At 39.6% G+C, this 26253-nt stretch carries 24 protein-coding genes; 6 read left to right on the top strand and 18 right to left on the bottom strand.

Annotated elements, in window-relative coordinates; genetic code table 11:
• Positions 1-41: 41 nt before the first annotated feature.
• The 12 genes from ACM0OR_RS07365 to ACM0OR_RS07310 all read right to left on the bottom strand — a co-directional run bounded on the left by ACM0OR_RS07365 (position 42) and on the right by ACM0OR_RS07310 (position 8939).
• Positions 42-2192, bottom strand: coding sequence for a peptidase domain-containing ABC transporter (locus ACM0OR_RS07365; RefSeq protein WP_414575675.1), 2151 nt, complete (start codon positions 2190-2192; stop codon positions 42-44).
• A 13-nt stretch (positions 2193-2205) separates the two neighbouring features.
• Positions 2206-2493, bottom strand: a complete 288-nt coding sequence (locus ACM0OR_RS07360) for a hypothetical protein (RefSeq protein ID WP_414575673.1) — start codon at positions 2491-2493, stop codon at positions 2206-2208.
• Positions 2494-2608: 115 nt separating this feature from the next.
• Positions 2609-2866, bottom strand: coding sequence for a hypothetical protein (locus ACM0OR_RS07355; RefSeq protein ID WP_414575672.1), 258 nt, complete (start codon positions 2864-2866; stop codon positions 2609-2611).
• Between the two features lie 199 nt (positions 2867-3065).
• The gene (locus tag ACM0OR_RS07350; RefSeq protein ID WP_414575670.1) at positions 3066-3281 is read right to left on the bottom strand and encodes a hypothetical protein; all 216 of its coding nucleotides are present in this window, start codon (positions 3279-3281) and stop codon (positions 3066-3068) included.
• A 129-nt stretch (positions 3282-3410) separates the two neighbouring features.
• On the bottom strand, positions 3411-3635 hold the full coding sequence (locus ACM0OR_RS07345; protein ID WP_414575669.1) for a hypothetical protein: 225 nt from the start codon (positions 3633-3635) through the stop codon (positions 3411-3413).
• Between the two features lie 784 nt (positions 3636-4419).
• Positions 4420-4737 carry an RNA recognition motif domain-containing protein gene (locus tag ACM0OR_RS07340; protein WP_190698286.1) on the bottom strand — a complete coding sequence of 106 codons (318 nt, stop codon included), beginning with the start codon at positions 4735-4737 and terminating at the stop codon, positions 4420-4422.
• Positions 4738-5009: 272 nt separating this feature from the next.
• Positions 5010-5477 (bottom strand): translation initiation factor IF-3, encoded by a 468-nt coding sequence (gene infC, locus ACM0OR_RS07335; protein ID WP_414575686.1) that lies wholly within the window; start codon positions 5475-5477, stop codon positions 5010-5012.
• Positions 5478-5944: 467 nt separating this feature from the next.
• Entirely contained in the window at positions 5945-6406 is a 462-nt protein-coding gene (locus tag ACM0OR_RS07330; RefSeq protein ID WP_414575667.1) for a peroxiredoxin, read from the bottom strand.
• A 285-nt stretch (positions 6407-6691) separates the two neighbouring features.
• Positions 6692-7162 carry a PAM68 family protein gene (locus ACM0OR_RS07325; RefSeq protein WP_414575666.1) on the bottom strand — a complete coding sequence of 157 codons (471 nt, stop codon included), beginning with the start codon at positions 7160-7162 and terminating at the stop codon, positions 6692-6694.
• Between the two features lie 12 nt (positions 7163-7174).
• Positions 7175-7444, bottom strand: a complete 270-nt coding sequence (gene rpsO / locus ACM0OR_RS07320; protein ID WP_414575665.1) for a 30S ribosomal protein S15 — start codon at positions 7442-7444, stop codon at positions 7175-7177.
• Between the two features lie 104 nt (positions 7445-7548).
• Positions 7549-8397, bottom strand: coding sequence for a cyanophycinase (locus ACM0OR_RS07315; RefSeq protein ID WP_414575664.1), 849 nt, complete (start codon positions 8395-8397; stop codon positions 7549-7551).
• Between the two features lie 338 nt (positions 8398-8735).
• The gene (locus tag ACM0OR_RS07310; protein ID WP_190698303.1) at positions 8736-8939 is read right to left on the bottom strand and encodes a hypothetical protein; all 204 of its coding nucleotides are present in this window, start codon (positions 8937-8939) and stop codon (positions 8736-8738) included.
• A 304-nt stretch (positions 8940-9243) separates the two neighbouring features.
• On the opposite strand from ACM0OR_RS07310, the gene ACM0OR_RS07305 reads away from it, so the two are divergent.
• On the top strand, positions 9244-11154 hold the full coding sequence (locus tag ACM0OR_RS07305; RefSeq protein WP_414575662.1) for a cyanophycin synthetase: 1911 nt from the start codon (positions 9244-9246) through the stop codon (positions 11152-11154).
• Positions 11155-11252: 98 nt separating this feature from the next.
• On the opposite strand, the gene ACM0OR_RS07300 is transcribed toward ACM0OR_RS07305, so the two are convergent.
• The 3 genes from ACM0OR_RS07300 to ACM0OR_RS07290 all read right to left on the bottom strand — a co-directional run bounded on the left by ACM0OR_RS07300 (position 11253) and on the right by ACM0OR_RS07290 (position 15034).
• Entirely contained in the window at positions 11253-12296 is a 1044-nt protein-coding gene (locus ACM0OR_RS07300) for a 3-deoxy-7-phosphoheptulonate synthase (RefSeq protein WP_414575660.1), read from the bottom strand.
• Between the two features lie 276 nt (positions 12297-12572).
• Positions 12573-14231, bottom strand: a complete 1659-nt coding sequence (locus ACM0OR_RS07295; RefSeq protein WP_414575659.1) for an alpha-amylase family glycosyl hydrolase — start codon at positions 14229-14231, stop codon at positions 12573-12575.
• A gap of 425 nt (positions 14232-14656) precedes the next feature.
• Entirely contained in the window at positions 14657-15034 is a 378-nt protein-coding gene (locus tag ACM0OR_RS07290; protein WP_323268095.1) for a DUF1823 family protein, read from the bottom strand.
• 105 nt (positions 15035-15139) lie between these two features.
• Between ACM0OR_RS07290 and ACM0OR_RS07285 the strand changes: the two genes are divergently transcribed.
• Positions 15140-15442 carry an acylphosphatase gene (locus tag ACM0OR_RS07285; RefSeq protein WP_323268096.1) on the top strand — a complete coding sequence of 101 codons (303 nt, stop codon included), beginning with the start codon at positions 15140-15142 and terminating at the stop codon, positions 15440-15442.
• 43 nt (positions 15443-15485) lie between these two features.
• Here the strand turns inward: ACM0OR_RS07285 and ACM0OR_RS07280 are convergent, their stop codons facing one another.
• Both ACM0OR_RS07280 and ACM0OR_RS07275 read right to left on the bottom strand, forming a co-directional pair.
• The gene (locus ACM0OR_RS07280; protein WP_414575657.1) at positions 15486-16472 is read right to left on the bottom strand and encodes a zinc-dependent alcohol dehydrogenase family protein; all 987 of its coding nucleotides are present in this window, start codon (positions 16470-16472) and stop codon (positions 15486-15488) included.
• 125 nt (positions 16473-16597) lie between these two features.
• Positions 16598-17386, bottom strand: coding sequence for a dienelactone hydrolase family protein (locus ACM0OR_RS07275; RefSeq protein ID WP_414575656.1), 789 nt, complete (start codon positions 17384-17386; stop codon positions 16598-16600).
• A 280-nt stretch (positions 17387-17666) separates the two neighbouring features.
• On the opposite strand from ACM0OR_RS07275, the gene ACM0OR_RS07270 reads away from it, so the two are divergent.
• From ACM0OR_RS07270 to ACM0OR_RS07255, 4 genes are all read left to right on the top strand, one after another.
• Positions 17667-18830, top strand: coding sequence for a Na/Pi cotransporter family protein (locus tag ACM0OR_RS07270; RefSeq protein WP_414575655.1), 1164 nt, complete (start codon positions 17667-17669; stop codon positions 18828-18830).
• Positions 18831-18943: 113 nt separating this feature from the next.
• The gene (locus tag ACM0OR_RS07265) at positions 18944-21052 is read left to right on the top strand and encodes a M3 family metallopeptidase (RefSeq protein WP_414575654.1); all 2109 of its coding nucleotides are present in this window, start codon (positions 18944-18946) and stop codon (positions 21050-21052) included.
• A gap of 747 nt (positions 21053-21799) precedes the next feature.
• Positions 21800-23476 carry a SulP family inorganic anion transporter gene (locus ACM0OR_RS07260; protein WP_414575653.1) on the top strand — a complete coding sequence of 559 codons (1677 nt, stop codon included), beginning with the start codon at positions 21800-21802 and terminating at the stop codon, positions 23474-23476.
• Between the two features lie 198 nt (positions 23477-23674).
• Positions 23675-25090 carry a cation:proton antiporter gene (locus tag ACM0OR_RS07255; RefSeq protein ID WP_414575652.1) on the top strand — a complete coding sequence of 472 codons (1416 nt, stop codon included), beginning with the start codon at positions 23675-23677 and terminating at the stop codon, positions 25088-25090.
• 65 nt (positions 25091-25155) lie between these two features.
• Here the strand turns inward: ACM0OR_RS07255 and ACM0OR_RS07250 are convergent, their stop codons facing one another.
• Positions 25156-26235 carry a hypothetical protein gene (locus tag ACM0OR_RS07250; protein WP_414575651.1) on the bottom strand — a complete coding sequence of 360 codons (1080 nt, stop codon included), beginning with the start codon at positions 26233-26235 and terminating at the stop codon, positions 25156-25158.
• Positions 26236-26253: the final 18 nt, after the last annotated feature.

Below are 26253 nucleotides of genomic sequence, written 5' to 3'. Positions count from 1 at the left end.
GCGGCATAGCTGCGCTTAGAGCGTAGCGGGACGTTAGTCCATTACGAATTTAAAAAATCTATATGGTCTCCTGTTTTAGCTCGTAGTTCGTCTACAGAACCTTGCAACTTTAACCTACCTTGGTCTAACAAGACAATCCAATCAGCCCGATTAATTACTTTCGGACGATGACTAATTAAAATAGTGGTTTTACCTTGGCGATGACGTAATAATTGATCCAAAACCTGCACTTCACTAACTGGATCAAGTCCGCCTGTAGATTCATCTAAAATCAGAATTGATGGGTCTGTCATAATAGCTCTAGCTATTGCTAAACGTTGACGTTGACCACCAGAAATATTAGCTCCAAATTCACCTAAAACAGTTTGATATTTATCTGGTAGTTTACTAATAAATTCATCAGCATGAGCTATTTGGCAAGCTCTCACAATTTGCTCAAAACTCACATAGGGCGCACCTAAGCGAAAGTTTTCTACAATCGAACGACTCCAAAAGTGAGCATCTTGAGGGACTAGCACCACCTGTTGACGTAAACAATCTAAAGCTAAATCTTCTAAATTATATAATCCAATACGGATATTACCAGATTGCAGAGGATATAACCCAGTAATCAGTTTAGCTAAACTACTTTTACCACAGCCAGATTTACCAATTAAAGCCGTAACTTTTCCGCCAGGAATAGTTAAAGTAAAATCTTCTAACAGGTCAACTCTACCTGCATAGTGAAAATTAACGTTAGTACAAATAATATCCGCATCAGGTAGAATTTTAGCAAATGGTTTTTTCCCATCATCAGCATTTTCTGGTGTAGTGTCGATAACTTCTGTCAAGCGTTGCATGGCAGTTTTTGAGCGGGTAAATTCCTCAACAAAGCTGATGACAGTAGCAATCAAGCCAAGAAAATTACCATTCATCGAATTAAAAGCTAATAGCTGTCCAATGCTCAAATTTTCTGCCGGATTAATCACTAAATTACCACCAAACCAGAGTAATATTACACTACCAATTGCCGAGAAAAATCCCGAAAAAGTGTTATTGATAATACTAATTTGAATTGTGCGTAATGTTAGGGTTGCAAGACGATTAAAGCGATTGTTTAATTCCTCTAAAAATTGCGAACCAGCAGTAGTAGTTTTAAGAGTCAGCGCACCTTTAAAGGTTTCTACTAAAATACCTTGATTTTCTGCATCCTGCACTAATAATTCACGGGTTTTTCGCCGTAAAGTTGGCTGAAACACAATTGTAGATGTGGTCATCATCCCAGCGACGAACATAGCTACTAATGTCAGTTTCCAGCTATAAAAAGCCATCAAACTAAAAGAAATTACCGCAACGAAAAATTTACTAGGGAGACTAACAACAACTTGAGCAACTAACTGATTAATTTGGTTAATATCTTGCAGACGGCTCACAATTTCTCCACTGCGACGAGCTTCATAATAGCTCAGAGGTAAGCGCAGAATCTGCCGTCCAAATTCTAGAACTAAACCTAGCTGTAAACGTTGAGCAAAATGAGCAATCAGGTTAGATTGTACCCAAGCTAGACTACTAGCAATGAAATTCATGACTACAACTGCGATCGCCATCGTAGTTAGTAGCTTAGTATCACCGCGAACTAAAACATCATCGGTAAGAATTTGTAACAAAAAAGGAGATGCTAAAGATAAAACTCCTAATAGGAGATTTAGAGGTAAAGCTTGAGCTAAAATGCCGCGGAAATGCCAGACACGCTTGAAAAAACGCCAAAAACCGCCAATTTTATCATCTTCTCCTTGCCAAAATAAACTCGGATCTGGTTCTAACAACAACATTAACCAATCTGTCCAACCCTCTACTAAATCTTTTGGTGACAGATAACGAATACCTACAGCCGGATCAGCAATTACACATTTTTTACCTTTTTTCCCATAAAAAACCACCCAATGATTTCCTTTCCAGTGAATAATTGCTGGTAAAGGTGCTTCATTTATCGATTGCAAAAGTTCTGGAGATGTTTTCACTGGACGAGCATTAAATCCTAGTGTTTCTGCTCCCCGTTTTAGTCCTAGTAAAGTAGTGCCAAATTGTCCTGTACCTACAGCTTCACGAATGCGACTGAGTGTAAAATTGCGTCCATAATATTTAGCAATTGATGCTAGACAAGCAGCACCACAATCTTCTTGACTATGTTGTAAAACGTAATCGTATTTCATAAAGCAAAAATGCTTATACAGAGCCAAAACTAGAGAATATTACTCTTGAACTTCTTGATAAGCTCGTGCCAAATGCACTTGTATTGCTGTTATCATTATTTAATTGATCGTCTGTAAAAACGAATGAATTCATCCAAGCGAAATGAATTTCTGCGGAAGTAAGTCCAGGGTTGCCAAATAATACAGCCGCGCCCAAAATATAAAAGTAAGTATCTAAGTCAAAACGAACCCTTCTTCCTCCACTGATGGCAGCAGATTCTTCAGAAGATAGTTCTGTAAAAAGTGGGCTTTTTTTCTCCATCGTCTTTCTCTTAAAAGCAGTATTACGATTAGAAACCTGACAAACCTGGAACTTTAATTACATCACTCTTATCAGCATAGATTAGCTGTTGAACTCAATCAAGGCTCACCTTAATTTACCGCATTGCAGGAGTTACATTTACCACAGAGGGTAAAGCTAAATTCTGATAAGGAGGTTCATTAGGCTGAGTTTTTCTGTTTGAATTTTGAGAACCATAAATAGTTATGTCTTGTCCATAACCATCGGCATTCATGATTCTACCTTCTGTACTTTGCTCTGTAGGAGTTAGCGCGAAAGTTGGCATAGCACCGCCACTAACAACACAAGATTCCGCAGCACTGAGTAATCTGAAAAAAAGTCTGTTCTCATTCATTAGTTTTATTCTCCTTGAAATAACAGTAGCTATTTTCATACTTGTTCAGGGGATTAATCTAAATACTGGAACTTTGAAAAATGCCCCAGTATTTAGTAAATTTAAAATTACTCAATTATCCCTGAAGTATGATTAGGCAATCTGTAAAAAGCTGGGGATAATATATTCCCCGAACTTTTTCATGCCAATTCATTGAAAATTAAGCAGATATGTTGTTGTTGAAATCAAATGATTTTTCAAAAGCGAACTGGATTTCGTCTGTTGTCAATCCAGCGTTACCAAAAGTGATACCAGCACCTAGAATGTAAAGGTATTGATCGAGGTTAAATAAATTAGTAACTTGACCACCACTGACAGTAGCAGATTCTTCAAATGAAACTTCGGTAAACAGAGTATTTTTGGTGATAACTAGCATGATATTTGACTCCATTAAAGGGTTAAACAGGATGATTTTGAGTTGAATTAGCTAATAGCTAATTGATGATTGATTTAACCTTGAAAAGCCAGTATATTTCGCTTTTCAAGGTAAATATTTGGGAGTAAACTATATAGCTACGCCGTTGACTCCGTTGTCATCATCATCAAATGCACTTTCAAAAGCAAATTGTACTTCTGCTGTAGTCAATCCAGGATTACCAAAAGTGACACTAGCACCTAAAACGTAAAGGTATTGATCGAGGTTAAATAAATAATCAACTTGACCACCGCTAACAGTAGCAGATTCTTCAACGGTGACTTCGGTGAACAGGTTATTTTCGAGAACTAGCATGAAACTTGACTCCATTAACAGGATTGTTTTGAACTAGATAAGCTCCTAGTTGATTGCCTGTTCTTGGCTCTTCAACTCTTCGCTTGCTTATTACAATACCTGTGATTAAATAGCTGAGTCATTTACAATTACTGCAAACTTAATTACCAAGTTGATGAGGCTGAATTTCTCAATTAAGTTTGTGTGTTTTCCGAAAAATACAACCTGAAATTATAGTTTAATCTCGTTCAGAACAGTACAAATCTATAGATATCTTAAGTGATATATAGCGTTACTATAAGGACTCATATTTGATTTCTGAAAAAACAAATTGGCTAGAAGCTTGCCACACAAAGGTTTGTTTGTAAGTATACTTAGCAAGATTCAAGTACGATTCCTATAGGTTGAATGCGTTATAACAAACCCACCCTGCAAGCGAGGAGAGGAATATGACATACCTCATGTTATGAGGAAATGCTATAAAATTTTAAGTAATGTAGGGTCAGCAAAGCCTAGAAGTAGTCTCATTCGGGGAGTCGCAACGTAGGGCATACGGTCAAGATGCTTGCAGTTAATGTTCGAGTAGCGTTTTGTAGAGAAGCCTTCCCGAAGGGTGGGTAAATTCATTGCAATCCCTGTGTTCGCGTAGTCTTCCCACAGGATAGGAAAAATCCCCGAATGAGAAATTCGGGGAGTATCAATTAATAGCTCATGATGGTAAGCTGCCCATTTGATTAGATGACAAACAAAGGTAGATTCTTTGTCTGATTTGAAAATTAGCTTGAAAAAATTCAGCTTTTAAAGCTTAGTAGCGGTTACGTCCACCACCTCCACCACCTCCACCATATCCTCCGCGATTACCACCAGATGAACCTCTATCTTCTCTGGGCTTGGCTTTGTTAACTTTCAGGTCACGACCCATCCATTCAGCACCATCAAGACCATCAATGGCGGCTGTTTCTTCGGCATCCGTTTCCATTTCTACGAAAGCGAAGCCTCTCGGACGGCCTGTTTCCCGGTCTGTAGGTACTTGAACCCGCTTTACAGTGCCATATTCAGCAAAAACACCTCTTATGTCCTCTTCTGTAACTTGATAAGAGAGATTACCTACATAAATTGACATCAATTTTCTCCAAAATCATAAATGTGTAGAGATTTAAATTTCGGAGATGTCTTGTAAATATTAAACACAAACACCGTCACCGAATTAAGTCTCATCTTTAGGATGACATAGAAGTAAACGTTATGTATTAAGTAAAAAGTTAATATTGGAGTTTAGACTAGTCTAAACTCCAGGGATCAGGAATATTGTTTGTACATAGCCAGGATATGTATGTTCACCAATACCATTTTTGTGGCTACTTAGGTTGACTAAAAATACTCCCAAAGAATTATTTAAGCGGGAATGACTTGAGCAACCAGGGAACGTTTATCAAGCGACTGGACTTTACCAACTTGACCCAGGGCATTTACAATACGCTCTAACAGTTCTCCAGCCTGTTCACGATATTGGTGTTCTCGACCTCGTAAACGAATAACAAACTTGACTGAATCACCTTTACTCAACCACCCAACAGCTTGCTCGATGCGTAAGTTGTAATCAGCCACTCCTACGTTCGGACGCAGCCGAACTTCCTTTACCGTAGGTTTAGCACTGTGTCCCTGACGCTTTTTCTTTTGATACTGGAGCTTACCATAGTTGACTATCTTGGCGACTGGAGCATCTTTACCTTCGGAAACGACGACCAGGTCAAGTTCTAGGCTTTCTGCTAGCTGTAGAGCTTCATGTGTATCCATGAGTCCACGGTTATTATTTTCATGGTCAATCAAGAAGACTTGAGTTGACTTGATTTGTGAGTTAATTAGTTGCTTTTGGATTACGATAATGATTTCCTCTGTTTCAATTGTGCAATACTTGGCAAATGCCAGTATTGCTAATGTAACACAACACTTGATTGAAGTTTTAGTTTCATGATCTTAATTTGGCAATCTGGGAAGTCATCAAAATTTGTCTGGTTATCTCGGTGTGGTTCGCCAAAACAATAGCAGCAATTTGAGCATCAGCTTGAGAAATAGGGTAGCCAACTTTCTTTCTCAGCACTTATGTAACAGACTTATGGGGTAATTCCTGTTTCTATTCACGGCGATTTGCTCAAAGGCCAGAACTTATCCGGCAAATTCCTCTATAAACCAATACGGTTCAGTTCTCTTAAGCAAAGCACAAATCAACACAGACTTGGAAATGCTGGGTTTCATTCCTTAACCCAAACGGATGTTAAGTATCTCTGCGTTCACATTTGTCAGATGTCGCCCATCTAAACAAGATTTTTTTAGCTTGCTGCCAGATTTTGCAACGTTTTTAATGCTTCCTCAACGTGTCCTTTGAAATTCAACATGGAATCAAACACATACTGCACAATTCCCTCTTTATCGATGACGTAGGTAACACGTCCAGGAAATAGCCCAAAAGCAGCTGTTGCACCGTATAGTTTGCGTACTTGGTCGCCTTGATCACTCAAGAGGGTAAAAGGCAGACTATACTTAGCAGCAAATTTCTGGTGAGATTCTCTAGAATCGCCACTCACACCAATGACCTCAGCACCAGCATTTTGAAAAACTTCATACTGGTCACGAAAAGCGCAAGATTCTGCCGTACATCCGGGTGTGTCATCTTTGGGGTAAAAGTACAACACAACAGATTTATTGCCTCGAAAATCACTCAAACTAACTGTTGAGCCATTTTGAGCAGGTAGAGCGAAATCTGGGGCAGTGTCTCCAACTTTAACAGGCATAGATGTAAATAAAGTTTGTGTATATTTATTAATTATTGATCAAAATGTCCTTATTCAGGCTTTTGATCTCGTCATGCTACAGATTTGATTGGTAATTTATGAGAAATTAATTGTAAGTATTTATATTTAAAAAATTAGCACTCAGTTCTTAACGACTGCCTATTGGGTTTAGATTTTAATTATAAATTTTTACTTAGAAATGTTGAAGTTATTATACGTAAACTCCAACATTGATTCTAAAAATTTACCCAAAATCGCAGTTATTAAATACCTGAGTGCTTTTTGTCATGCTTTGTTCTGCCGAGTTTCGCGCCAACCGTCTACCATTCGTCCCCAATTGGTGCTAAATTCACCAAAACCTAGTAGACTGCCAACCCTATCTTCGTCCCATGAGGCAGAAAGAACACCATAGGTAATACCTAACACACCTAAACCAAAAAGTCCCATATTCACCAGTAATACAGCTATGGGGGCTAGTTTGATATCCGAGTAGGTAGCTAGCAGATAACTAACTACTAAAGCGGAAATACCCAAGGCTGTGGGAATACCGCAAAATGCTGCTACTCGCCGAATCATGCGCTGACTCACCACCTGGGGAATAGCCATCTCTTCTTTAGTAAAAGTCATCTGCTGTTTTTCCAGTTGTTCCGGTTCTGGGGATTTTACTGGTGGGGTACTCTTAGCTTTTGCAGGTTTTTGGCGTTTTGTTTTTGGTTCAAATGGTAACCGAGTGCGTTCAGATTCTTCAGCAGCCATAAATGCTCATCCCTATCCACGAATACCTAAGCGAGCAATTAAAGCTTGATATTTTTCCCGGCTATCTTGTTGAATATACGCTAGCAGTCGCTTGCGTTGACCAATGATTTTCAACAATCCCCGCCGGGAAGAATGGTCTTTTTTATTTGCTTGGAGATGTTCGCTGAGGCGATTAATACGTGCGGTCAGCATCGCAATCTGGACATCAGCAGAGCCGGTGTCTGTCTCATGAACTTGGTAGCTAGAAATTAATTCTTGTTTGCGCTGTTGCGTCAGAGCCATGATTGGTTCAAGTTATATTTAGTCTAAATGTATGCAGCAGTCTCCAATCATATCACAGCCATCAAGTTGTGTGTAGCTGGGGTGGGGATTGGGGACTAGAAATTTTAGACTTTAGCTGGCGCAACTGGTACAGAAACTTGAGAAGGTTGCTCTAAGATGGGCTTGCGGGTTTGCAAATCAAATTTGTAACCGTGAGGCAATATGTGTAGTTTCGCTCCACAGATTGCTAATGGCTCATCTTTTAAAATCACATCCACATTGCTATAGGTGGTTTCTGAGTCATCTACTATTGTGACTGAACCTTCACCAACGATTTCAATTTGGTTATCAGTTATAACCATAGCTGTGTTTTCATCTATCCCAAATCCTAATGTTGCGGGTTCTTGCATCAACGCTGTAATCAACCGTCCTAAGCGTCCGCGTTCAGAAAAATGCTGGTCAATTACTACCCCAGGTAAAAAAGCCAACCCCAGTCCCATTTCTACTGTTTCTAATCGAGGATGGGTTTGTGCGTCACCTTCTACAATCATTTTATCTGGCATGACAGCCGCGCCTGCACTTGTACCAGCAACTACTGCGCCTTCAGAGTAGCGTTTATGAATGGCGGCATCAATTTCTGTATCTTTGAGGATGCTAATAATGCGGGATTGGTCTCCACCAGTAAAAAATATACCAGTTGCGTTGGCGATCGCTTCCAAGGCGGTGGATGAAGATGCGTCTTCACGGGTTTCTGTATCGATTATCCGCACATTCTCTGCTCCCAATCGCTCAAATACCCTGATGTAATTTTCTCCCACATCTCTAGGTAGTTCGGTTGCTGCCGTTATAATGACAATATACGCCTTTATACCCCCAGCACGCCGCACAAACTCCCGTAATATCTGAGAATCTCCGTCTTTGTCTTCAGCACCGCCAATAATTACTAGCTGACGTTTGCTTTCACTTGTCGTCATACTTTATTTTCCTGATTTTAGTCAATACCATGCTAATTTCAATAAAGCATGACATTTATCAATATAAAATCATTCTTTTGAAAGATAAAAAAAATACATATTTTTTGGATAAGTTACCAAAAATCTATCTAAAAGCATAGGCTATTAATAACCCAATAAGAGATGATTTTATAGAAAAAATATAGGGCAAGATATATCTAGCTTTTATTTTTTATAGAAGAAAATATTTTTTTAACAAATGATTTAGCAAGAATCATCTGTTAAAAAAAGCAACTTACTTTACTAAAGGGTGTTAAAAAGTATGAAACGTTTAAAGTTGGTTTTTCCAGGACAACCAGTTAATGAATCTGGCTTCTATAGATGATGTTCATTAAAAACAAACGAGCTTGTTCTAGCGGGATATGTCTGGGTTTACCTTGGTAGACGATTTGATATTCGTTGGCATCTGGGCCATCTCCATACCCAGAAATTAGTTTGAGGTGGAAGGCTTCTTCTGCGAGTTGCCTAACTTCATCTCTAAGGCTAGCTTGTGTGCTATTCATACTTTCTTTGTTGACTCCTGAAGCATTCTTCTATTTTTATAAATTTTGAGGGAATTTGACACCTTTCAAGGGTTAGATTTTTGATTGCCGATGAGTATACTTAGGCAAATATTACTTTTTGACTAATCAATAAAGTTTAATTATGTCTTGTGATAGTTGCAAATGCTTAAGTATGAGGTTAAATAGAAATGGTTCAGATTAAAAATAAAGTGATTGCAGCCTCAGTAATAAAGAAAATTAATTTAAAATTTAGTCAGACTAATTAGCTGTAATTAACGATGATATTTAAAGGTAGTTAGCCACAATGGTTCAGGAAAAAAGTACCGATCTAGTCCGTGTTAATGCCAGAAAAACGGATGTATTTGATATTTTCAACTTTCGGCATTATGTCGGGCCTAACCCGTATTTAGATGTAGGGACGCTAGTATTTGATTTGGCTCTGGTGGTAGGTAAAGAGCCGCTACCTATGGAAGATTATATTGCCAAGGTGAGCGATCGCTATCCCCAATTAGGCAACCAAACCTATGAATCCTATGCCCATCTGTTTGCCGCTACAGCCGCAGAAGTAGGCAAGCTAGACATGGATTTATACCTCCATCGCTGGAGTGTGAAACCAAATCATCAAGGGTTTAAGATTGCTGTGCAATCACTGCACGAACGCACTACTAAAGGTGTGGCTTATCTCGTTTGGGACTGGTTTGAAGCCATTACCCAAGGGGCGGAATTTTTCTTGGATGAACAAATTTTTAATCTCCAAGATAGATTTCGGCAATCTGTTTATGGTGGCCCGACGGTTTACGCCTTATTGCGAACAGCCCACGAAAAAGGTATACCCTCATTTTATCTCTGGGAAGAAGGGTTAATGCAGTATGGCTGGGGAAAAAAACATATCCGAGGCGTAGCCACAACCTTTAACTGTGACAGTCATTTAGACTCAGAATTTACTACTCGTAAAGATGACTGCAAAGGGTTTTTGCAAACTTTAGGCTTCCCCGTCCCTGGGGGTGATATTGTGTTTTCTTTTAAAGAAGCCAGACAGGTGGCTAAAGAAATTGGCTACCCAGTAGCAGTTAAGCCTGTTGTTGGTCATAAAGGTATTGGTGTGACTCCAGATGTCAAAGATATAGATGAACTAGAATTGGCTTATGATCGGGCTGTAGAGGCAATTCCTGAAGACCAACCAACGCGGATTATTGTTGAAAAAAGTATCTCTGGCAAAGATTTCCGTCTGTTGTGTGTTAACGGTAAATTTGTCGCGGCTACTGAACGCTGTTCAGCATCAGTAGTGGGTGATGGCTACTCGACAATTGGAGAATTAATTCGTCAAGAGAACCGCAAAAAAGCACGATTAGACACACCCACTTCACCGATGAGTAAGATTCTCATTGATGATGAGATGGAATTTTATTTAGATGAACAGGGTTTCTCATTAAAAAGCGTTCTGAATCAAGGAGAAACTGTTTACCTGCGGAAAGTTGCCAATCTCTCAGCCGGGGGTGTCAGTATTAATGCTAGCCACATCATCCATGATGACAATATTATCTTGGCGCAAGACATAGCCCAATACTTCCGCCTGACTTGTCTGGGTATTGATGTGATGGCTGAGAACCTGTCAGAGTCCTGGAAGTCTGGTAACTTTGCCATCTTGGAAATCAACGCTGCACCGGGTATTTTTATGCACTTTAACCCGGCAATGGGTGACAGTGTGGATGTACCTGCCCATATTTTGGCAACTTTTTTTCAGTCGGGGTTAGATGCCAGAATACCAATTATTACCTTCAATAAAATTTCTGTAGAGGAACTGCAAGCGGCGATTGATCACATTTTGTCACAATATCCCGACTGGACAATCGGGTCTGTGTGTCGAGGAGGTGTGTTTATCCAGCGATCGCCAAAGGTATTGCACAAAGAATACAATAACAATGTCCAAAGTTTATTACGTCATCCCAAACTAGATTTGCTCATTGCTGAGTATCCAGAAGAAATTTTAGAAGCAGAAGGGATGTTTTACTATGGCAGCAATCTGGTAGTTTTGGATAACCCCAGTGAAACAGAAATGATGTTGATGCGGGATATATTGGATGGTTCGACTGTAGTAATTAAGAAAGACAATGATGTTTCAATTCGACGCAAAGGGTTAATTGAAGACTACGCTTTAGGAGAACATGAATCCTTTGCTCAAGTTTATTTGAAAGAAATTGGCACAGTTTTGTAGTTTTTTTTAACCCAGAAAAAAGGCAGCAGATATCAGGAAGTGGGCAGAGGTGCATAAGAGAAAAATCTCATGCCCAATGCCCCAATAACCATTAACTTTTACTTCAATTTTTTATGGGCAGCTAAAATAATTTGTTCTGTTTCCTCCCAACCGATACAAGGATCAGTAACAGAAACCCCATATTTGAGTTCTTCTTTTTTACAGTTAATTGGTTGACTACCTTCAGATAAATGCGATTCCAACATCATGCCCACAATTGATGTGTTACCATCGACAATTTGTTGCACAACATTTTCTAAGACAGTTGGTTGTAATTTGTAGTTTTTGTTCGTATTGCCGTGACTACAATCAATAACAATGCGCGGGGGTAAATTGGCTTGTTTTAATTGTGTTTCTACTTGTTGTACACTCTCTACATCAAAGTTAGGTTGACTACCACCCCGCAAAATGACGTGACCATAGGCATTACCTTTAGTTTCAAATACACTCACCTGTCCTTCGGGATTAATACCCAAAAAATTATGGGGAGTTCTGGCAGAATGTAAAGCATTTAAAGCAACTTGAATATTACCATCTGTACCATTTTTAAAACCTACAGGCATTGATAATCCGCTAGCCATTTCCCGGTGAGTTTGAGACTCAGTTGTACGTGCGCCAATCGCTGACCAAGTAATTAATTCACCAATATATTGAGGTATAATTGGGTCTAAGGCTTCTGTGGCACTGGGTAGTCCTAATTCTGCCAGTTGTACTAACAAATTTCTGGCAATTAATAATCCCTGTTCTACAAGGAAAGAATCATCCATATTAGGATCATTAATTAATCCTTTCCACCCTACTGTTGTTCTGGGTTTCTCAAAATAAACTCGCATGATCAACAGTAACTTATCTTGGACGCGATCGCCTAAATCTTGCAGGCGGTTAGCATATTCAATTGCTGCTTGTGGATCGTGAATTGAACAAGGCCCAACTACTATAAATTTACGTCTATCCTGAAAATCTAAAATTTGTTCTATTTCTTTTCTAAACTTCCAAACAGTTTTTTCAGCCGATGATGTTAAAGGTACTTTAGATTTTATTTCATTAGGCGTTAAGAGAACGTGGTAATTTTCAATATTTGTGTTAGATAATTTGTTGTGCATGGAAAAGTTCTCTTGATGACTGAGATTTCATTTTGAGTACAATTAGTATATATATTGTAAATGAAACGCATGATACAGATTCATTTACTTTTTCTCGTTACGTCAGAAAAATCAGACATAAGGCAATACGCGTTGACGATGCTAGAACCCCGGTTTCTGGGAGAAACCGGGGTTCTAAATAGGTGATTAACTGAACTTTATTGATGAAAAAGGGAGAATACATACTCTCCCTAAAAGCCAGATGTTTTGTTCATCCGTAGATGTAAGTGTATTTTTTTACTGCCAAACAAACACTTTGGCTTCGTAAGAACCGATATCAGTCATAATCCCATCATCCCCAGCCTCTACATCATAATCTCCAGTCCACTCGTGCCACGTACCGCCACAGGGAAAATTAGGAACGTGATAGCCTGCGAGGAAATTTTCGGAGAAATTGGCTACCACTACTACACGAGAACCTTCAGCATTCCAACGGCTGTAAGCTATTACCTTAGCTTCAGGGTTTTCATGAATGAAATCAATGTTTTCCGTGTAGAGGGCATGATTATTTTTACGTAAATGAATCAACCCTTTGTAGTATTCAAATAAACTACGGTTAAGGTCATTACCTAGAAGTTGCCAATCTAGTTTTGATGCTTCTGGCTGTTTGGGTTTATATTCACCAAATTCTTCACCCATCCAAATTAAAGGTACACCAACAGATGTTAATAAAATTGCTGCGCCTAGTGTAGCTCTTTTGAAAGCTTCTTCATCAAAAATATTGCGATCGCCTAACTCTACCATGAGATGGTTATGGTCGTGGTTAGTCAAGTAGTTGACCACATTTGTTGCACCCATAAAGCCTTGACGTTTGCAGTCAATCACATCTTTCAGGTTTTCCAAATCAAATGTTTCACCGCAGATATGGGCTGTGATTGTGTGATAAAAACTATCATGCCAGCAACCATCCATTGGCCCATCTACATTAGTGATACTAGTAGTTTCGGGAATGTGTTCTGCAACATTATAAAATGGCTTTGCGCCGGCAGCTTGTTTAGTTTCCGGAACAATCCAGTGCATAAAATCATAGTTAGCTATTTGTCTAGCTGCATCGTAACGAATCCCATCTATATGGTATTCTTCAATCCAAAAACGGATTGTATCACCGATGAATTTCCTGGCTGGGTAAGTATCTAAATCTTCATCATAGAGTTCATAATTAAATTCCGGCCCCCAATTATTGTCCGGGTCACGCGGTTCATGGTGATACCAGTAATCGTGGTCAATTTGTGTCAAGGGGCTAGAGGCTTCTGAGTGGTTAAAAATCCCATCCATCAAGACGCGAATCCCGCGATGATGACACTCATCAATTAAATGTTTTAAATCTGCTGTAGAACCATAGCTAGATTCTGTAGCAAAAAAATAGCGAGGATTGTAACCCCAACTATAATCACCTGGATATTCTTTAACAGGCATTAACTCAATAGCATTGATACCTAATTCACTCAAATAATCTAATTTTTCAATGACGTGTTTATATTTACCCCGTGCATGACGGTCATCTTCACCGCCAGAAAAGTCACTTACGTGTAATTCATAAATTACTAACTCTTCGTCTGCTGGTAGGGGTTGATCATCATATTGCCACACATAAGTATCAACAATAATTTCACCATCTTTGATACGGACTACGCCATTATCTTTGCCGCTTAATTCATCAATATCAGTGGCGTATGGGTCTGTAACATCAACCCACTCGTCTGGTTCAAAAAACCATGATTTTGTCTGCACCCGAAATTTATATTGATAAGTTCCGTCTTCTAAGTCAACAGTAGTCCGAAAATAACCATCATCCCCTCTTGCCATGGGAATTTCTTGCCAATTGGAAAAATCACCAATTAATGCAGCACCTTTGTTATGAGGTGCAAATAATTTAAATTCAATTGGCTTCTTCATAGAATTGTGTAAATTTATAAAATGCGAGTCTTCATATTTTCTAATTATTAAGTTATTTGCAAATCAGCCAGAGGAGGTAATTAGCTGCTGAGTTCCTCTATCGGAAGAGAGAATGTTTAATACATTGATAGATTATTTATTGATTCCAAAATCGGCAAAATCTTGTTAATCATATTATCCGTGGTTGTCTACTCTCATTGGATATATAAGCATTAATATTCTGAATTGGTGGTAATCATGGAATTACTTCGCCGAATCCCTATGACCTAAAAATTGATATTTATCCACAACAATTTCATTGATTAGATGTAAACAAATTATTTTTTAGTAATGAATTCGGCATTTAAATCTTTCTTGTGAGAGATCAATAGCAAATATTCAGTTAATACCATATATTTTGATACTGAATATTTGCTATCAAGAAATTATCCCTGTTTATCAATACTTTGTTGCAAATAACTTAATAACCAATTGGCAGATGTTGCCCTACGAGTTTCTCTAGGAGTAAACTCACCGAGTTTGTAACCTTTAAAGCCCAGCTTTTCTTTAGTGATTTGTTTGTATTCCTTGGGGATAGAACGAGTTAACTTCATAGTAGCTGGACGGCTATCTAGAAAATTTGGTGGTTCTGGGTACTCATCTCGCCATTCTGGTGCAACAGCACTGTTATCCCACTTTCCAGTTGTGGAGTCGTAGCGATAACCCAGATAGTACCATACCAATTGCATAACCGTAGCGTCATCAATTTGATCGTTGAGAATACCCCAGATAGTATCTGTATTGAGTGGCGGTAGTTCAGACATAAGCAATGCAGAATTCAACATTTTAAATTAGCAGTTTTAATTTAAAATATTAGTTCTGGATTCACAAACAATGTAGACTGGTGATTATAAAGTATAAACTAGTCAATGCCAAATCCTACACCACAATCAAAGCTGACTCGCGCCCATGTCTTGATTTCTGGTAGAGTGCAAGGGGTAGGCTATCGCTATGCTACTGTAGACACGGCTAGCCAGTTGGGATTAACTGGTTGGGTGCGGAATCTACCTGATGGTCAGGTAGAAGCTGTATTTGAAGGGGCGCGGGAAATTGTAGAAGAGATGGTACGCTGGTGTCATGTTGGCCCACCTGCTGCCGTAGTCCAGGACGTTAACGTTGAGTACGAACACCCCGAAGGGTTGCGAGGATTTGAAGTGAAGCGTGTTGCTTAGTTAATCGAGGAATGAGATTTAGGCAGTGGTATAGTTTACCTTTTTACTCCACTACTAATACAGCCGAACCTTCAATTTTGCCGTTGCGAAGTGCTTCTAAAGCTTGATTTGCCTGAGTTAAAGGAAAGGCGTTGACTTCAGTATGAATAGGAATTTGCGGTGCTAAAGCTAAAAACTCTTCTCCATCTTGGCGGGTCAAATTAGCTACAGAACGTAATACTCTCTCTTCCCAGAGAATACTGTAGGGAAAAGAGGGAATATCACTCATATGAATTCCTGCACAAACTACTACACCACCTTTAGCAACAGCCCGTAAAGCTGCTGGTACAAGCTTTCCGACGGGTGCAAAAATAATGGCTGCATCTAATGGTTCTGGGGGTAACATATCGGAGTCACCTGCCCAGGTTGCACCCAATTGACGCGCAAATTCTCGTCCAGCAATATCGCCAGGACGTGTAAAAGCAAACACTTGACGGTTTTGATAACGCGCTAGTTGAATAAGGATATGCGCCGATGAACCAAAACCGTAAAAACCTATTTTTTGAGCATCACCAGTCATGTTGTAAGCGCGATAGCCAATCAAACCCCCACATAGCAAGGGTGCAGCTTGCAAGTCAGGATAACTGGGGTCTAAAGGAAAGCAAAAGCGATGGTCTGCTACGGTATACTCAGCAAAGCCACCGTCTAGATTGTAGCCTGTAAATTCAGCATAATCGCAGATATTTTCTCGTCTAGAAAGACAATAGGGGCAGGAATTGCAAGTATATCCCAACCAAGGCACACCAACCCGTTGCCCAACCCTCAAGTTCTCAACTTTTGCGCCCATTGCCTCGATAGTACCAACAATTTGATGTCCCAGTATCAGAGGTAATTTTGGGTGTGTCAGTTCGCCATCAACTATATGCAAATCTGTACGACACACAGCGCAAGCATGAACGCGAATTAACACTTGCTCAGGACTATAATTTGGGACGGGCAAGTCAACTAATTGCAATGGTTGGCGTGGTGACTCTAGAATCATGGCACGCATAGGCAAATTGGGTAATGGGCAATAGGGAACGGGGAATGAATGCTGATTATTTTCATACTAATTAAATAGTGAACCACCATTCAAGTAACCTCAGCACTATTTTCCTATGCCCAATGCCCTATTCCCTACTTACGAAAGATTTCTGCAAAAAATTGCCGCATAGCTTGCCAAGAACGTTGGTCAGCAATAGGGTTGTATTCTGAACTTTTAATCTCACCTTTGGCTTCTGGGTTAGTGAAGCTATGTACTGTACGACCATAGGAAACTAGTTGCCAGTCTACATTGGCTTGGCGCATTTCTGTTTCAAAGCCTTTGATTTGCTCCTCTGGTACAAAGGGGTCATCAGCACCATGTAAGACTAAGACTTTAGCTTTGATATTTTTAGCATCTTCAGGGTTGGGCGTGTCGAGGTTGCCGTGAAAACTGACTACTCCGGCGATATTTGCACCGCTACGTGCTAATTCTAAGACAGTACCACCTCCAAAGCAGTAACCAATTGCGGCAATGCGTTTAATATCAGTAAGGGGATTTGCTTGTAAAACTTTTAACCCAGCATTGGCTCTTTCCCGTAATAATTGTCTATCTTTACGGTAAATTGTCGCCTGTGTTCCTGATTCTTGGGCATTTTTCGGTCTAATGCCTTTGCCGTAAATATCGGCAGCAAAAGCCACATAACCCAGTTTCGCTAATTGTTCAGTACGCTTTTTCGCATAGGATTGTAATCCGTTCCATTCATGCACCACTAACACGCCGGGACGCTTACCTTTGATAGCGTCATCGTATGCCAAATAGCCTTCTAAAACTGTATTGCCATGTTTATACTCAACAGTTTTAGTTTGCAGTGCTGCTAATGCGTGTCCAGAAGCCAACAACATAGCTACAGGTGTCAGTAAAACAGAAAGCAATAATTTCATAATAGGGTATCCAGTAAAACAGCCATTTAGTAATGATTATCCCTGCAAAGCTGGACAAAACTCTAAGATTTGCTCAATATTTCGTATTTAATCTAATATTTAGGTTTGATTAGCAGTTTGGATTAGCTTGCAGAGTTTAACAGTTAATCTCTCTGAAGGTGCAAGTAATTATTGTGATAAATAACGAAAATTTTTATTGTCTACTTTTTAATTTGAATCATTTATAAATATTTGTAGTAAATTTATGCTTTATAAAAAAATAATTTTTAAACTAATCATTTTGTTTATTTTAACTTTATTTTGTGTTGTTGGGCTGTTAAGTTCAGCAGAAAATTCACGTATGGATGTGACAGCAACTTTGGTAAAACCACAACCAGTCATACAAATAAATATCAAAAATGATGAACATAATCAACAGTCTACTCAAGAAGAAAAGTTACAGATAAAGGAAACTCTAAACTTAGAAAATCAACCAGAAACACAGAAAAAGTTAAATGTTTTCCATATTGTTATGGGTGTAATGGCTGGTTTGGTGCTGTTTTTGTATGGTGTTACAAAGATGGCTGATGGTATGGAAGCAGTAGCAGGCGATCGCGTCAGAAATATTCTCCGCAGATTTACTACCAATTCCTTAGCAGCAGTAATGACAGGCACAATCGCCACCACGGTTTTAGATTCATCTTCAGTTACCATCATCATTGTCATTGCAATGGTAAGTGCAGGTTTATTAACCTTTATCGAGTCTCTGGGTGTAGTTTTAGGTTCTAATATTGGTACAACATTTGGAGCGCAAGTTGTTGCTTTTAATATCGACGAATATGCACCAATAGCATTATTCATCGGCTTTTTATTATTTTTACTGGGAAGAAATGAACGTCTCAAACACATTGGTTTAATTGTACTGGGTTTCGGCTTACTCTTTTTTGGTCTTGGTTACATTGAAGATGCCACAGCACCATTTAGAGATTACCCACAGTTTATTAATTGGATGGAGAGCTTAGGGCGGAACACCTTACAGGGTGCTTTAGTTGGAGGATTATTTACAGTGTTGGTTCAATCTTCCTCTGCTACTGTTGCCATTGTCGTCACCTTGGCTAGCCAAGGTTTGATTTCATTAACCACAGGTATTGCCTTGGTGTTGGGTGCTGAAGTTGGCACTTGTGCTGATACCCTAGTTGCTACCATTGGGCGTGAACCTCCAGCTATTAGAACGGGAGTGTTTCATTTAATGTTTAATCTGGCTTCTGCAACTGTAGGACTTTTGTTTGCCAGTCAATTAGCAGCATTCTCTCAATGGGTTTCTACCTTAACAGGAGCGGGGGATAATGTGGCACGTCAGATTGCTAATGCACAGTTAATATTCAATTTGTTGGGAGTGTTATTAGTGCTAGGATTTTTACCTTGGATTGCCCGTGGGTTGGAACGGCTGATCCCAGATCCATAAGCTATAGTCCCACAATTGACCGTGGGGAGCGCATTGTTGGAGGCGATCGCTATATTAGAAGATAAAGAAATTACAATCATTATTTACCCATCAACTGCTGCTCACATAAAACTATGAGTGCAAATACCACTATTCCTCAAAATTCTTTACTCCAAGGTTCTGGATTACCTCCCTTTGCAGAAATTACACCAGAACAAGTTATACCAGCCTTTGAGCAACTGTTGGCAGAACTTGAAGCACAACTGAGTACCTTAGAAGGCAATATCCAACCTAATTGGAGTGGTTTAGTAGAACCCCTAGAAAAGCTAACAGAACGCCTCTACTGGAGTTGGGGTATTGTGAGTCATTTAATGGGTGTCAAAAATAGCCCAGAATTACGTGAGGCTCACGAAACTGTGCAACCGCAGGTAGTACAGTTCATGAATAAACTGGGACAAAGCCAACCCATTTATAATGCTTTTAAAGAACTCCGCACCAGTGATAGTTGGAAAAATTTAGCATCAGCTCAACAAAGAATCGTCGAAGCTGCTATTCGTGATGCCGAACTTTCTGGTGTCGGCTTACAAGGAGAAGCACGGGAACGTTTCAACGCTATTCAAATGGAGTTAGCAGAACTTTCTACTAAGTTCTCTAACCACGTCTTAGATGCTACCAAAGCCTTTAGCTTAACCCTCACAACTAAAGAAGAAGTTGACGGTTTACCCCAAAGCTGGTTGAGTTTAGCCGCACAAGCAGCCCGTGCAGCCGGAGAAGAAAACGCCACGCCAGAAAATGGCCCTTGGCGTATTACTTTAGACTTTCCCAGCTACAACCCCTTCATGCAGCACAGCACCCGTCGTGATTTGCGTGAAAAGCTTTACAAAGCCTATATCACCCGCGCTTCATCAGGGAAGTTAGATAATCAACCCCTTATAGAAAGGATTTTGGCGTTGCGCCAAGAACTAGCTAATTTACTGGGATTTCAAAACTTTGCTGAATTAAGTTTAACGAGTAAAATGGCCTCTAATGTTGAGGCAGTCGAGACACTCTTAGAAGAATTACGCAGTGCTAGTTACAATTCTGCTAATCAAGATTTAGAAGCACTCAAAGCCTTTGCTTCTACCAAAGGAGCAGCAGAAGCCCAAGATTTACGACACTGGGATATCAGTTTTTGGGCTGAACGCCAACGAGAAGAAAAATTTGCCTTCACCGCCGAAGAACTACGTCCTTACTTCCCCCTACCCCAAGTTTTAGAAGGTTTATTTGGACTAGTTAACCGACTTTTCGGTATCACCGTCACTCCAGCTGATGGTCAAGCCCCAGTGTGGCATGAAGATGTTCGTTATTTCCAAATAGCTGATGAAACAGGCACTCCCATCGCCTACTTCTACTTAGACCCTTACAGCCGTCCCGCCGAAAAGCGTGGTGGTGCTTGGATGGATGTTTGCATTAATCGCAGCAAAATCACTAACAATGGTGTGACTGCTATTCGCCTACCTGTGGCTTATTTGATATGTAACCAAACTCCCCCAGTGGATGGTCAACCTAGTTTGATGACTTTCTATGAAGTAGAAACCCTGTTCCATGAGTTTGGTCATGGTTTGCATCATATGCTAACTAAGGTTGATTATAGCGGCGCAGCAGGTATCAATAACGTCGAGTGGGATGCGGTAGAACTACCTAGCCAGTTTATGGAAAACTGGTGCTATGAGCGCACTACTTTGTTTAGCATGGCTCAACATTATGAAACTGGTGAACTGCTACCAGAGCATTATTATCAAAAACTTCTGGCGGCACGTAATTACATGAGTGGTAGCGTCATTTTGCGGCAAGTCCACTTTAGCCTTGTTGATTTAGAATTACACTCTCGTTATCTTCCAGGTAGCAATGAAACCGCCGCTGATGTGCGTCATCGTGTTGCCAAGACGACAACTGTATTACCTCCGTTACCAGAAGATGCTTTCTTGTGTGCCTTTGGCCATATTTTTGAAGGTGGTTATGCGGCAGGATATTACAGTTACAAGTGGGCTGAAGTGCTAAGTGCTGACGCTTTCGCTGCTTTTGAAGAAGCGGGACTAGAAGATGAAGCAGCTATTAAAGCTACTGGTAGACGTTACAGAGATACTGTGTTAGCTCTTGGTGGTAGCAAACATCCAATGGAAGTGTTTCAAGCATTCCGGGGTCGTCAACCAAGTACAAGTTCTTTACTCAAACATAATGGGTTATTAGTAACCTCAGTTTAGTAAAGAAGAATATCTTGTTCTTTGTGCTTCTTCGCCACAGAGGCACAAAGACACAAAGAAAAATTCATTTCTAGATATATTCTGTTGTTTTTATTGATAGCCAGTTGTGTGAAGCGATGAACAAGGGGTGTAACTTGACCATTTCAACTATGTAGAGCCATTCTCCAACCCTTGGTCAACAACTGGCGATGGGCTAGGAATACGGAGACTAGGTTTGATCCCTACCTTGTATCGATGTCTCGCTATACCCGCTATCCCTGTTGATATGTCTATTAAAACTACTCTAGGACACATGAGGTTGCCAAATTGCCAAAAACTTTTCCTAAGCAAATAATAATAAATCAAAAATATAAATAAAAATTAACTATAGATACAGACTTGTTTATTTGATGTGCAAGTCCTTTGCTTAAGCAATAGTATCATTCATCAAACTACGATTTATTCAGATGTATAAGTTTTTATTGATGATAGTGATTTAATATTGTTTTAATAATTAACAGAGCAAATTGACAACATTGGGATTAAAAGCTGTAAGCTATTCTCATCAGAAATTAATTTAGCTATAACCAAAACTTACTCTTGATGTAAGGGGTGTATATAGCTTTTTTTGTACCCGTCTTTGGCTAGACAAGAAAATTTTGTTTTCTTGTCTTAACTTTTCATGAATATGAAATCAAAAATTTACTAAAGACTGCCCCAATTTTTTATCAACCATCAAAACTTCTTTGCTTGTTTTAGGAAACTACAATGTCCTTGACCAATACTATTAATTTTAGAAACATGCGAGGGGATATATTCGGTGGTGTCACTGCCGCAATTGTGTCTCTACCCCTAGCTTTGGCTTTTGCTGCTGCCTCTGGTGCTGGCCCAGCCTCTGGTCTTTATGGTGCTGTTTGTGTCGGTTTTTTTGCCGCATTATTTGGTGGTACGCCAACTTTAATTTCCGAACCAACAGGGCCGATGACTGTAGTCATGACGGCGATTGTTACTTCCATGATTGCGGCGGCTGGTGGTGATGAAAAAACCGGTTTAGCGATGGCTTTTACTGTAGTCATGCTAGCGGGGTTGTTTCAAATTTTACTTGGCATATTTAAGCTGGGTAAATACATTACCCTCATGCCCTACAGTGTAATTTCTGGCTTCATGTCAGGGATTGGGGTGATTCTTATCATTTTGCAAGTTGCGCCTTTCGTTGGTCAACCTAACCCTAAAGGTGGGGTGCTGGGGATAGTACAGAATCTGCCCGATTTATTGACAAAAATCAATCCGGCCGAAACAGCTTTGGGTGTGCTGACGTTGGCAATTATTTTCTTAATGCCAGCTAAAATTAAGCGTGTTGTTCCACCGCAGTTAGTAGCGTTAATTATTGGGACTGTAGTTTCTCTCGTCTTTTTTGGCAATCTGGAAATTAGACGAATTGGTGAAATCCCAATGGGATTGCCAAGCTTGCAACTACCTGTCTTCACTCCATCCCAAATCACAATTATGCTCGTCGATGGTGCGATGTTGGGAATGTTGGGTTGTATTGATACCTTACTAACGGCAGTGATTGCAGATAGTTTGACTCGCACTGAACATAAATCTGACAAAGAATTGATTGGTCAAGGTATTGGTAACATAGTATCTGGTTTGTTCGGTGGATTACCAGGTGCTGGTGCGACAATGGGAACGGTAGTTAATATCCAAACTGGTGCTAGCACTGCTGTATCTGGTTTAACTCGCGCCTTGGTTTTGTTGGTTGTAGTTTTGTGGGCAGCAAATCTCACAGAAAGTATCCCAATGGCAGTATTGGCGGGTATTGCCTTGAAAGTGGGGATTGATATTCTCGACTGGAGTTTCCTGAAACGCGCTCACAAAGTTTCTTGGAAAGGTTCAGTGATTATGTACGGTGTTTTGTTCCTCACCGTATTTGTAGACTTGATCGTAGCTGTAGGTATAGGAGTCTTTATTGCCAATATCTTAACTATTGAGCGTCTTTCACAATTACAATCTCAAGAGGTTAAGACAATTAGTGATGCCGACGATACCATCGTTTTGAATGATGAAGAGAAGAAGTTACTAGATCAAGCCAATGGGCGCATTCTGCTATTTTACTTGAGTGGGCCGATGATCTTTGGAGTTTCTAAAGCGATCGCTCGCGAACACTCAGCAATGGCTGACTCTGATGTGCTAATTGTGGATCTCAGCGATGTACCCATGTTAGGGGTGACTGCTTCTTTAGCAATTGAAAACGCAATTAAAGACGCTTGTGAACAAGGTCGTCACGTTCTCATAGTCGGTGCAACAGGTAAAGTTAAACGCCGCTTAGAAAACTTTGGTGTTTCTAGATTTGTACCGCCACATCATATGTTCGTAGACCGTGTAGAAGCTCTAAAACAAGCTGTTGCTTTAGTTAAAACTGATAATACTTCTAGCGTTTACTAAGTGACAGAGGACAGATAAAAGGCGGGGGAGCAAAGGAGAATATTATTATTACCAAAGCTCCATTCCCCATTCCCCGCCTGACAAAATCAAGTTAAACTCTAGCAAAAGATATAAATAATTGGACAGATTTTTACCTGTCCAATTACTTGGAATACGCATCAATTAGTAATTGACCCCCAGCATTTACAGACAAACCAAATGATTTTTTCAGAGCCAATCATTAATTCGATGACTTCTTTGACACCATCAATCTCTACATTGCCACCTTTATTGTTGACAACAGAAACCAACGCCGAAAATGCTCCTATTGTCCTGACTGGTGTATTACTCACTTTGGTAGTCATTTATCTGGCTAGTAAAATTGGCGGTGAGTTGTCTAGGATTATAGACTTACCTCCCGTTTTAGGTGAATTGGTTGGTGGTGTATTGGTGGGTGCTTCAGCACTGCATTTAGTTGTATTTCCCGAAAGCGGTGCAGTAGCTGATGACTCCATGATTATGAGTGTGCTGCAATTCATTAACAACCTCACCCCCGATGCAGCCACAGCCATTTTTAACAGTCAGAGTGAAGCAATTTCCATTTTGGCTGAATTGGGTGTGATTATTCTGTTATTTGAAATTGGTTTGGAGTCAGATTTAAAAGAACTGCAAAAAGTCGGTTATCAAGCCGCCATTGTGGCGTGCGTTGGCGTAGCAGTTCCCTTTGCTGCGGGTACAGCCGGACTGATTATATTATTTCATGCCCCAGTTATTCCAGCGATTTTTGCTGGTGCAGCCCTCACAGCAACAAGTATTGGTATTACCTCTAAAGTTCTCTCAGAAATTGGCTATCTCAAATCTAGAGAGGGTCAAATTATTGTTGGTGCAGCCGTCATTGACGATATCTTGGGCATCATTGTGTTAGCAGTGGTTGCTAGTCTGGCTAAAACAGGTGAAGTAGATATTTTCAACGTCATTTATTTAATTGTCAGTGCCACTGTTTTTCTCATTGGCTCAATTTTACTGGGCAAATTTTTCAATCAAAGCTTTATAGCTGTTGCAGATAAATTGCAAACACGAGGGAATTTAGTGATTCCAGCATTTATCTTTGCATTCTTTATGGCTTTCTTGGGTAATGCTATCCATCTAGAAGCTATCTTAGGTGCGTTTGCGGCTGGCTTAGTTCTAGATGAAACCGACAAACGCAAGGAGTTAGATGAGCAGGTTAAACCCATTGCTGATGTTTTCGTACCTATTTTCTTTGTGACAGTTGGAGCTAAAGTAGACTTAGGTGTGCTGAATCCTGTACTGCCTGAGAATAGAGAAGGATTAATTATTGCTGCCTTTTTAATTTTCGTGGCAATTATTGGTAAAGTTGTCACTGGTTGGGCAATTTTTGGTCAGCCTGGAATCAATCGGTTCGCTGTTGGTGTAGGTATGATTCCCCGTGGTGAAGTTGGTCTAGTATTTGCTGGTATTGGTGCAGCTAGTGGTACTTTGGATAAACCTCTGCAAGCAGCAATTATCATCATGGTTATCCTGACTACCTTTTTAGCACCGCCTTTGTTGCGTTTGGCATTTAAAAACTCTGCGGCTTCCCCAGAATCTCTAGAAAAAGCAGATTTACTTGGTTAAATCTACTATAGAACAGTGAACAGTTATCAGTCATCAACACTGTTCACTGCTTCTGTGTTACTTCATTATTTATTTTTAACCTGGCTTTTCGCCTGTTCTAATGCTATTTCTTTCATAGCCTGGTATGAGTTGACATTTGCAGTCCCTTCAATCGCTTTAACTGCCAAATCTTGTACTTGTTTGAGGGCTGATTCAAGTTGTTTAGAGAGATTTTGTAGTCTGTTTTCCTGATTAGTAATTGTTTGTTCTAGAGATTGTAATCTCTGTTCATAAAAACGCTTTTGACCTTCTACTTCTTTCCCGTATAAATCAGATTTTACTTTAGCTTGATAGTGAGCAATTCCTTTACCTTCTTCTGTAGCTTTTTTGATGAGTGCTTCTTTTTCTTTCGGGAAAGTTTCTACTTTAGTTTTATACTCTTCAAATTGCTGCTCCCGTTCAAAAATTGCCTTTTCTCGTTCTGCCCACTGTTTTTCTACTTCCTCTTTTAATTCTTCTAACTGTTGATATAAAGCTTTCTGTATTTGTTCATATTCATCTAGATTTAATCGTCGCTGGAGTTCTAAATCATATTTATATTCTGCTGTTTCTCTTTGGCGAGTTTTATTTAAGTTATCATTTCTCTCTTTGATTGTTCTTTGGTGTTCTTCTTGTTCTTTTTGCCAAGCTGTTTTCTGTGCTAATGTTTCTTGTGAGAGTAAATCGTAACGCTGGTTAAACTCATCTTGATAAGCTTTAGAATTATCTTCATATGATGAAATAAGCGTATCTAAAGTATTATCCGTAACTTCTAAATTATGTAACTGTTTTAATTGCTCAGTTTCATTCTCTACAGATTTTATAATTTCTTCTAACTTAGATGCTTGTGTGGTTAGTTTTTCTGATAATTCATTAGCCGCGCTACTAAATCCCAATTGAATTTTCGCTAAATTTTCAATTGTATAATTCATTTTTTGTTGGATGGTAGTAGACTGATTTATAAGTTGATTTGTGGCTGTTTTAAGTGGCTCTTTATTTTCAGATTGTTTTTCTTTTAATCCTTGATTGATTTGCAACTTCAGGGCTGATGTCTCTTTGGTTAAATCTTCATAAGCTTGGAGAATTTCAGCCTTGGTATTTTTATCTGTTAGTTTTTTTGTTGTCATAAGCACCTCTTAATTATT

The sequence above is a fragment of the Anabaena sp. CCY 9402-a genome (assembly GCF_963920945.1).
Taxonomy (GTDB): Bacteria; Cyanobacteriota; Cyanobacteriia; order Cyanobacteriales; family Nostocaceae; genus Trichormus; species Trichormus minutissimus.
The sequence above is the reverse complement of the archived record's forward strand: the minus strand, read 5'-3'. Positions and strand labels throughout refer to the sequence as shown.

Bases quoted from the DNA above. Each gene is read 5' to 3' on its own strand.
- ACM0OR_RS07305 (WP_414575662.1), top strand. From the start codon at position 9,244: ATGGTTCAGGAAAAAAGTACCGATCTAGTCCGTGTTAATGCCAGAAAA.
- rpsO (WP_414575665.1), bottom strand. From the start codon at position 7,444: ATGGCTCTGACGCAACAGCGCAAACAAGAATTAATTTCTAGCTACCAA.
- ACM0OR_RS07345 (WP_414575669.1), bottom strand. From the start codon at position 3,635: ATGCTAGTTCTCGAAAATAACCTGTTCACCGAAGTCACCGTTGAAGAA.
- ACM0OR_RS07300 (WP_414575660.1), bottom strand. From the start codon at position 12,296: ATGCACAACAAATTATCTAACACAAATATTGAAAATTACCACGTTCTC.
- ACM0OR_RS07275 (WP_414575656.1), bottom strand. From the start codon at position 17,386: ATGAAATTATTGCTTTCTGTTTTACTGACACCTGTAGCTATGTTGTTG.
- ACM0OR_RS07295 (WP_414575659.1), bottom strand. From the start codon at position 14,231: ATGAAGAAGCCAATTGAATTTAAATTATTTGCACCTCATAACAAAGGT.
- ACM0OR_RS07260 (WP_414575653.1), top strand. From the start codon at position 21,800: ATGTCCTTGACCAATACTATTAATTTTAGAAACATGCGAGGGGATATA.
- ACM0OR_RS07265 (WP_414575654.1), top strand. From the start codon at position 18,944: ATGAGTGCAAATACCACTATTCCTCAAAATTCTTTACTCCAAGGTTCT.
- ACM0OR_RS07315 (WP_414575664.1), bottom strand. From the start codon at position 8,397: ATGACGACAAGTGAAAGCAAACGTCAGCTAGTAATTATTGGCGGTGCT.
- ACM0OR_RS07310 (WP_190698303.1), bottom strand. From the start codon at position 8,939: ATGAATAGCACACAAGCTAGCCTTAGAGATGAAGTTAGGCAACTCGCA.
- ACM0OR_RS07250 (WP_414575651.1), bottom strand. From the start codon at position 26,235: ATGACAACAAAAAAACTAACAGATAAAAATACCAAGGCTGAAATTCTC.
- ACM0OR_RS07325 (WP_414575666.1), bottom strand. From the start codon at position 7,162: ATGGCTGCTGAAGAATCTGAACGCACTCGGTTACCATTTGAACCAAAA.
- ACM0OR_RS07330 (WP_414575667.1), bottom strand. From the start codon at position 6,406: ATGCCTGTTAAAGTTGGAGACACTGCCCCAGATTTCGCTCTACCTGCT.
- ACM0OR_RS07340 (WP_190698286.1), bottom strand. From the start codon at position 4,737: ATGTCAATTTATGTAGGTAATCTCTCTTATCAAGTTACAGAAGAGGAC.
- ACM0OR_RS07285 (WP_323268096.1), top strand. From the start codon at position 15,140: ATGCCAAATCCTACACCACAATCAAAGCTGACTCGCGCCCATGTCTTG.
- ACM0OR_RS07355 (WP_414575672.1), bottom strand. From the start codon at position 2,866: ATGAATGAGAACAGACTTTTTTTCAGATTACTCAGTGCTGCGGAATCT.
- ACM0OR_RS07360 (WP_414575673.1), bottom strand. From the start codon at position 2,493: ATGGAGAAAAAAAGCCCACTTTTTACAGAACTATCTTCTGAAGAATCT.
- ACM0OR_RS07365 (WP_414575675.1), bottom strand. From the start codon at position 2,192: ATGAAATACGATTACGTTTTACAACATAGTCAAGAAGATTGTGGTGCT.
- ACM0OR_RS07280 (WP_414575657.1), bottom strand. From the start codon at position 16,472: ATGCGTGCCATGATTCTAGAGTCACCACGCCAACCATTGCAATTAGTT.
- ACM0OR_RS07255 (WP_414575652.1), top strand. From the start codon at position 23,675: ATGATTTTTTCAGAGCCAATCATTAATTCGATGACTTCTTTGACACCA.
- ACM0OR_RS07350 (WP_414575670.1), bottom strand. From the start codon at position 3,281: ATGCTAGTTATCACCAAAAATACTCTGTTTACCGAAGTTTCATTTGAA.
- ACM0OR_RS07290 (WP_323268095.1), bottom strand. From the start codon at position 15,034: ATGTCTGAACTACCGCCACTCAATACAGATACTATCTGGGGTATTCTC.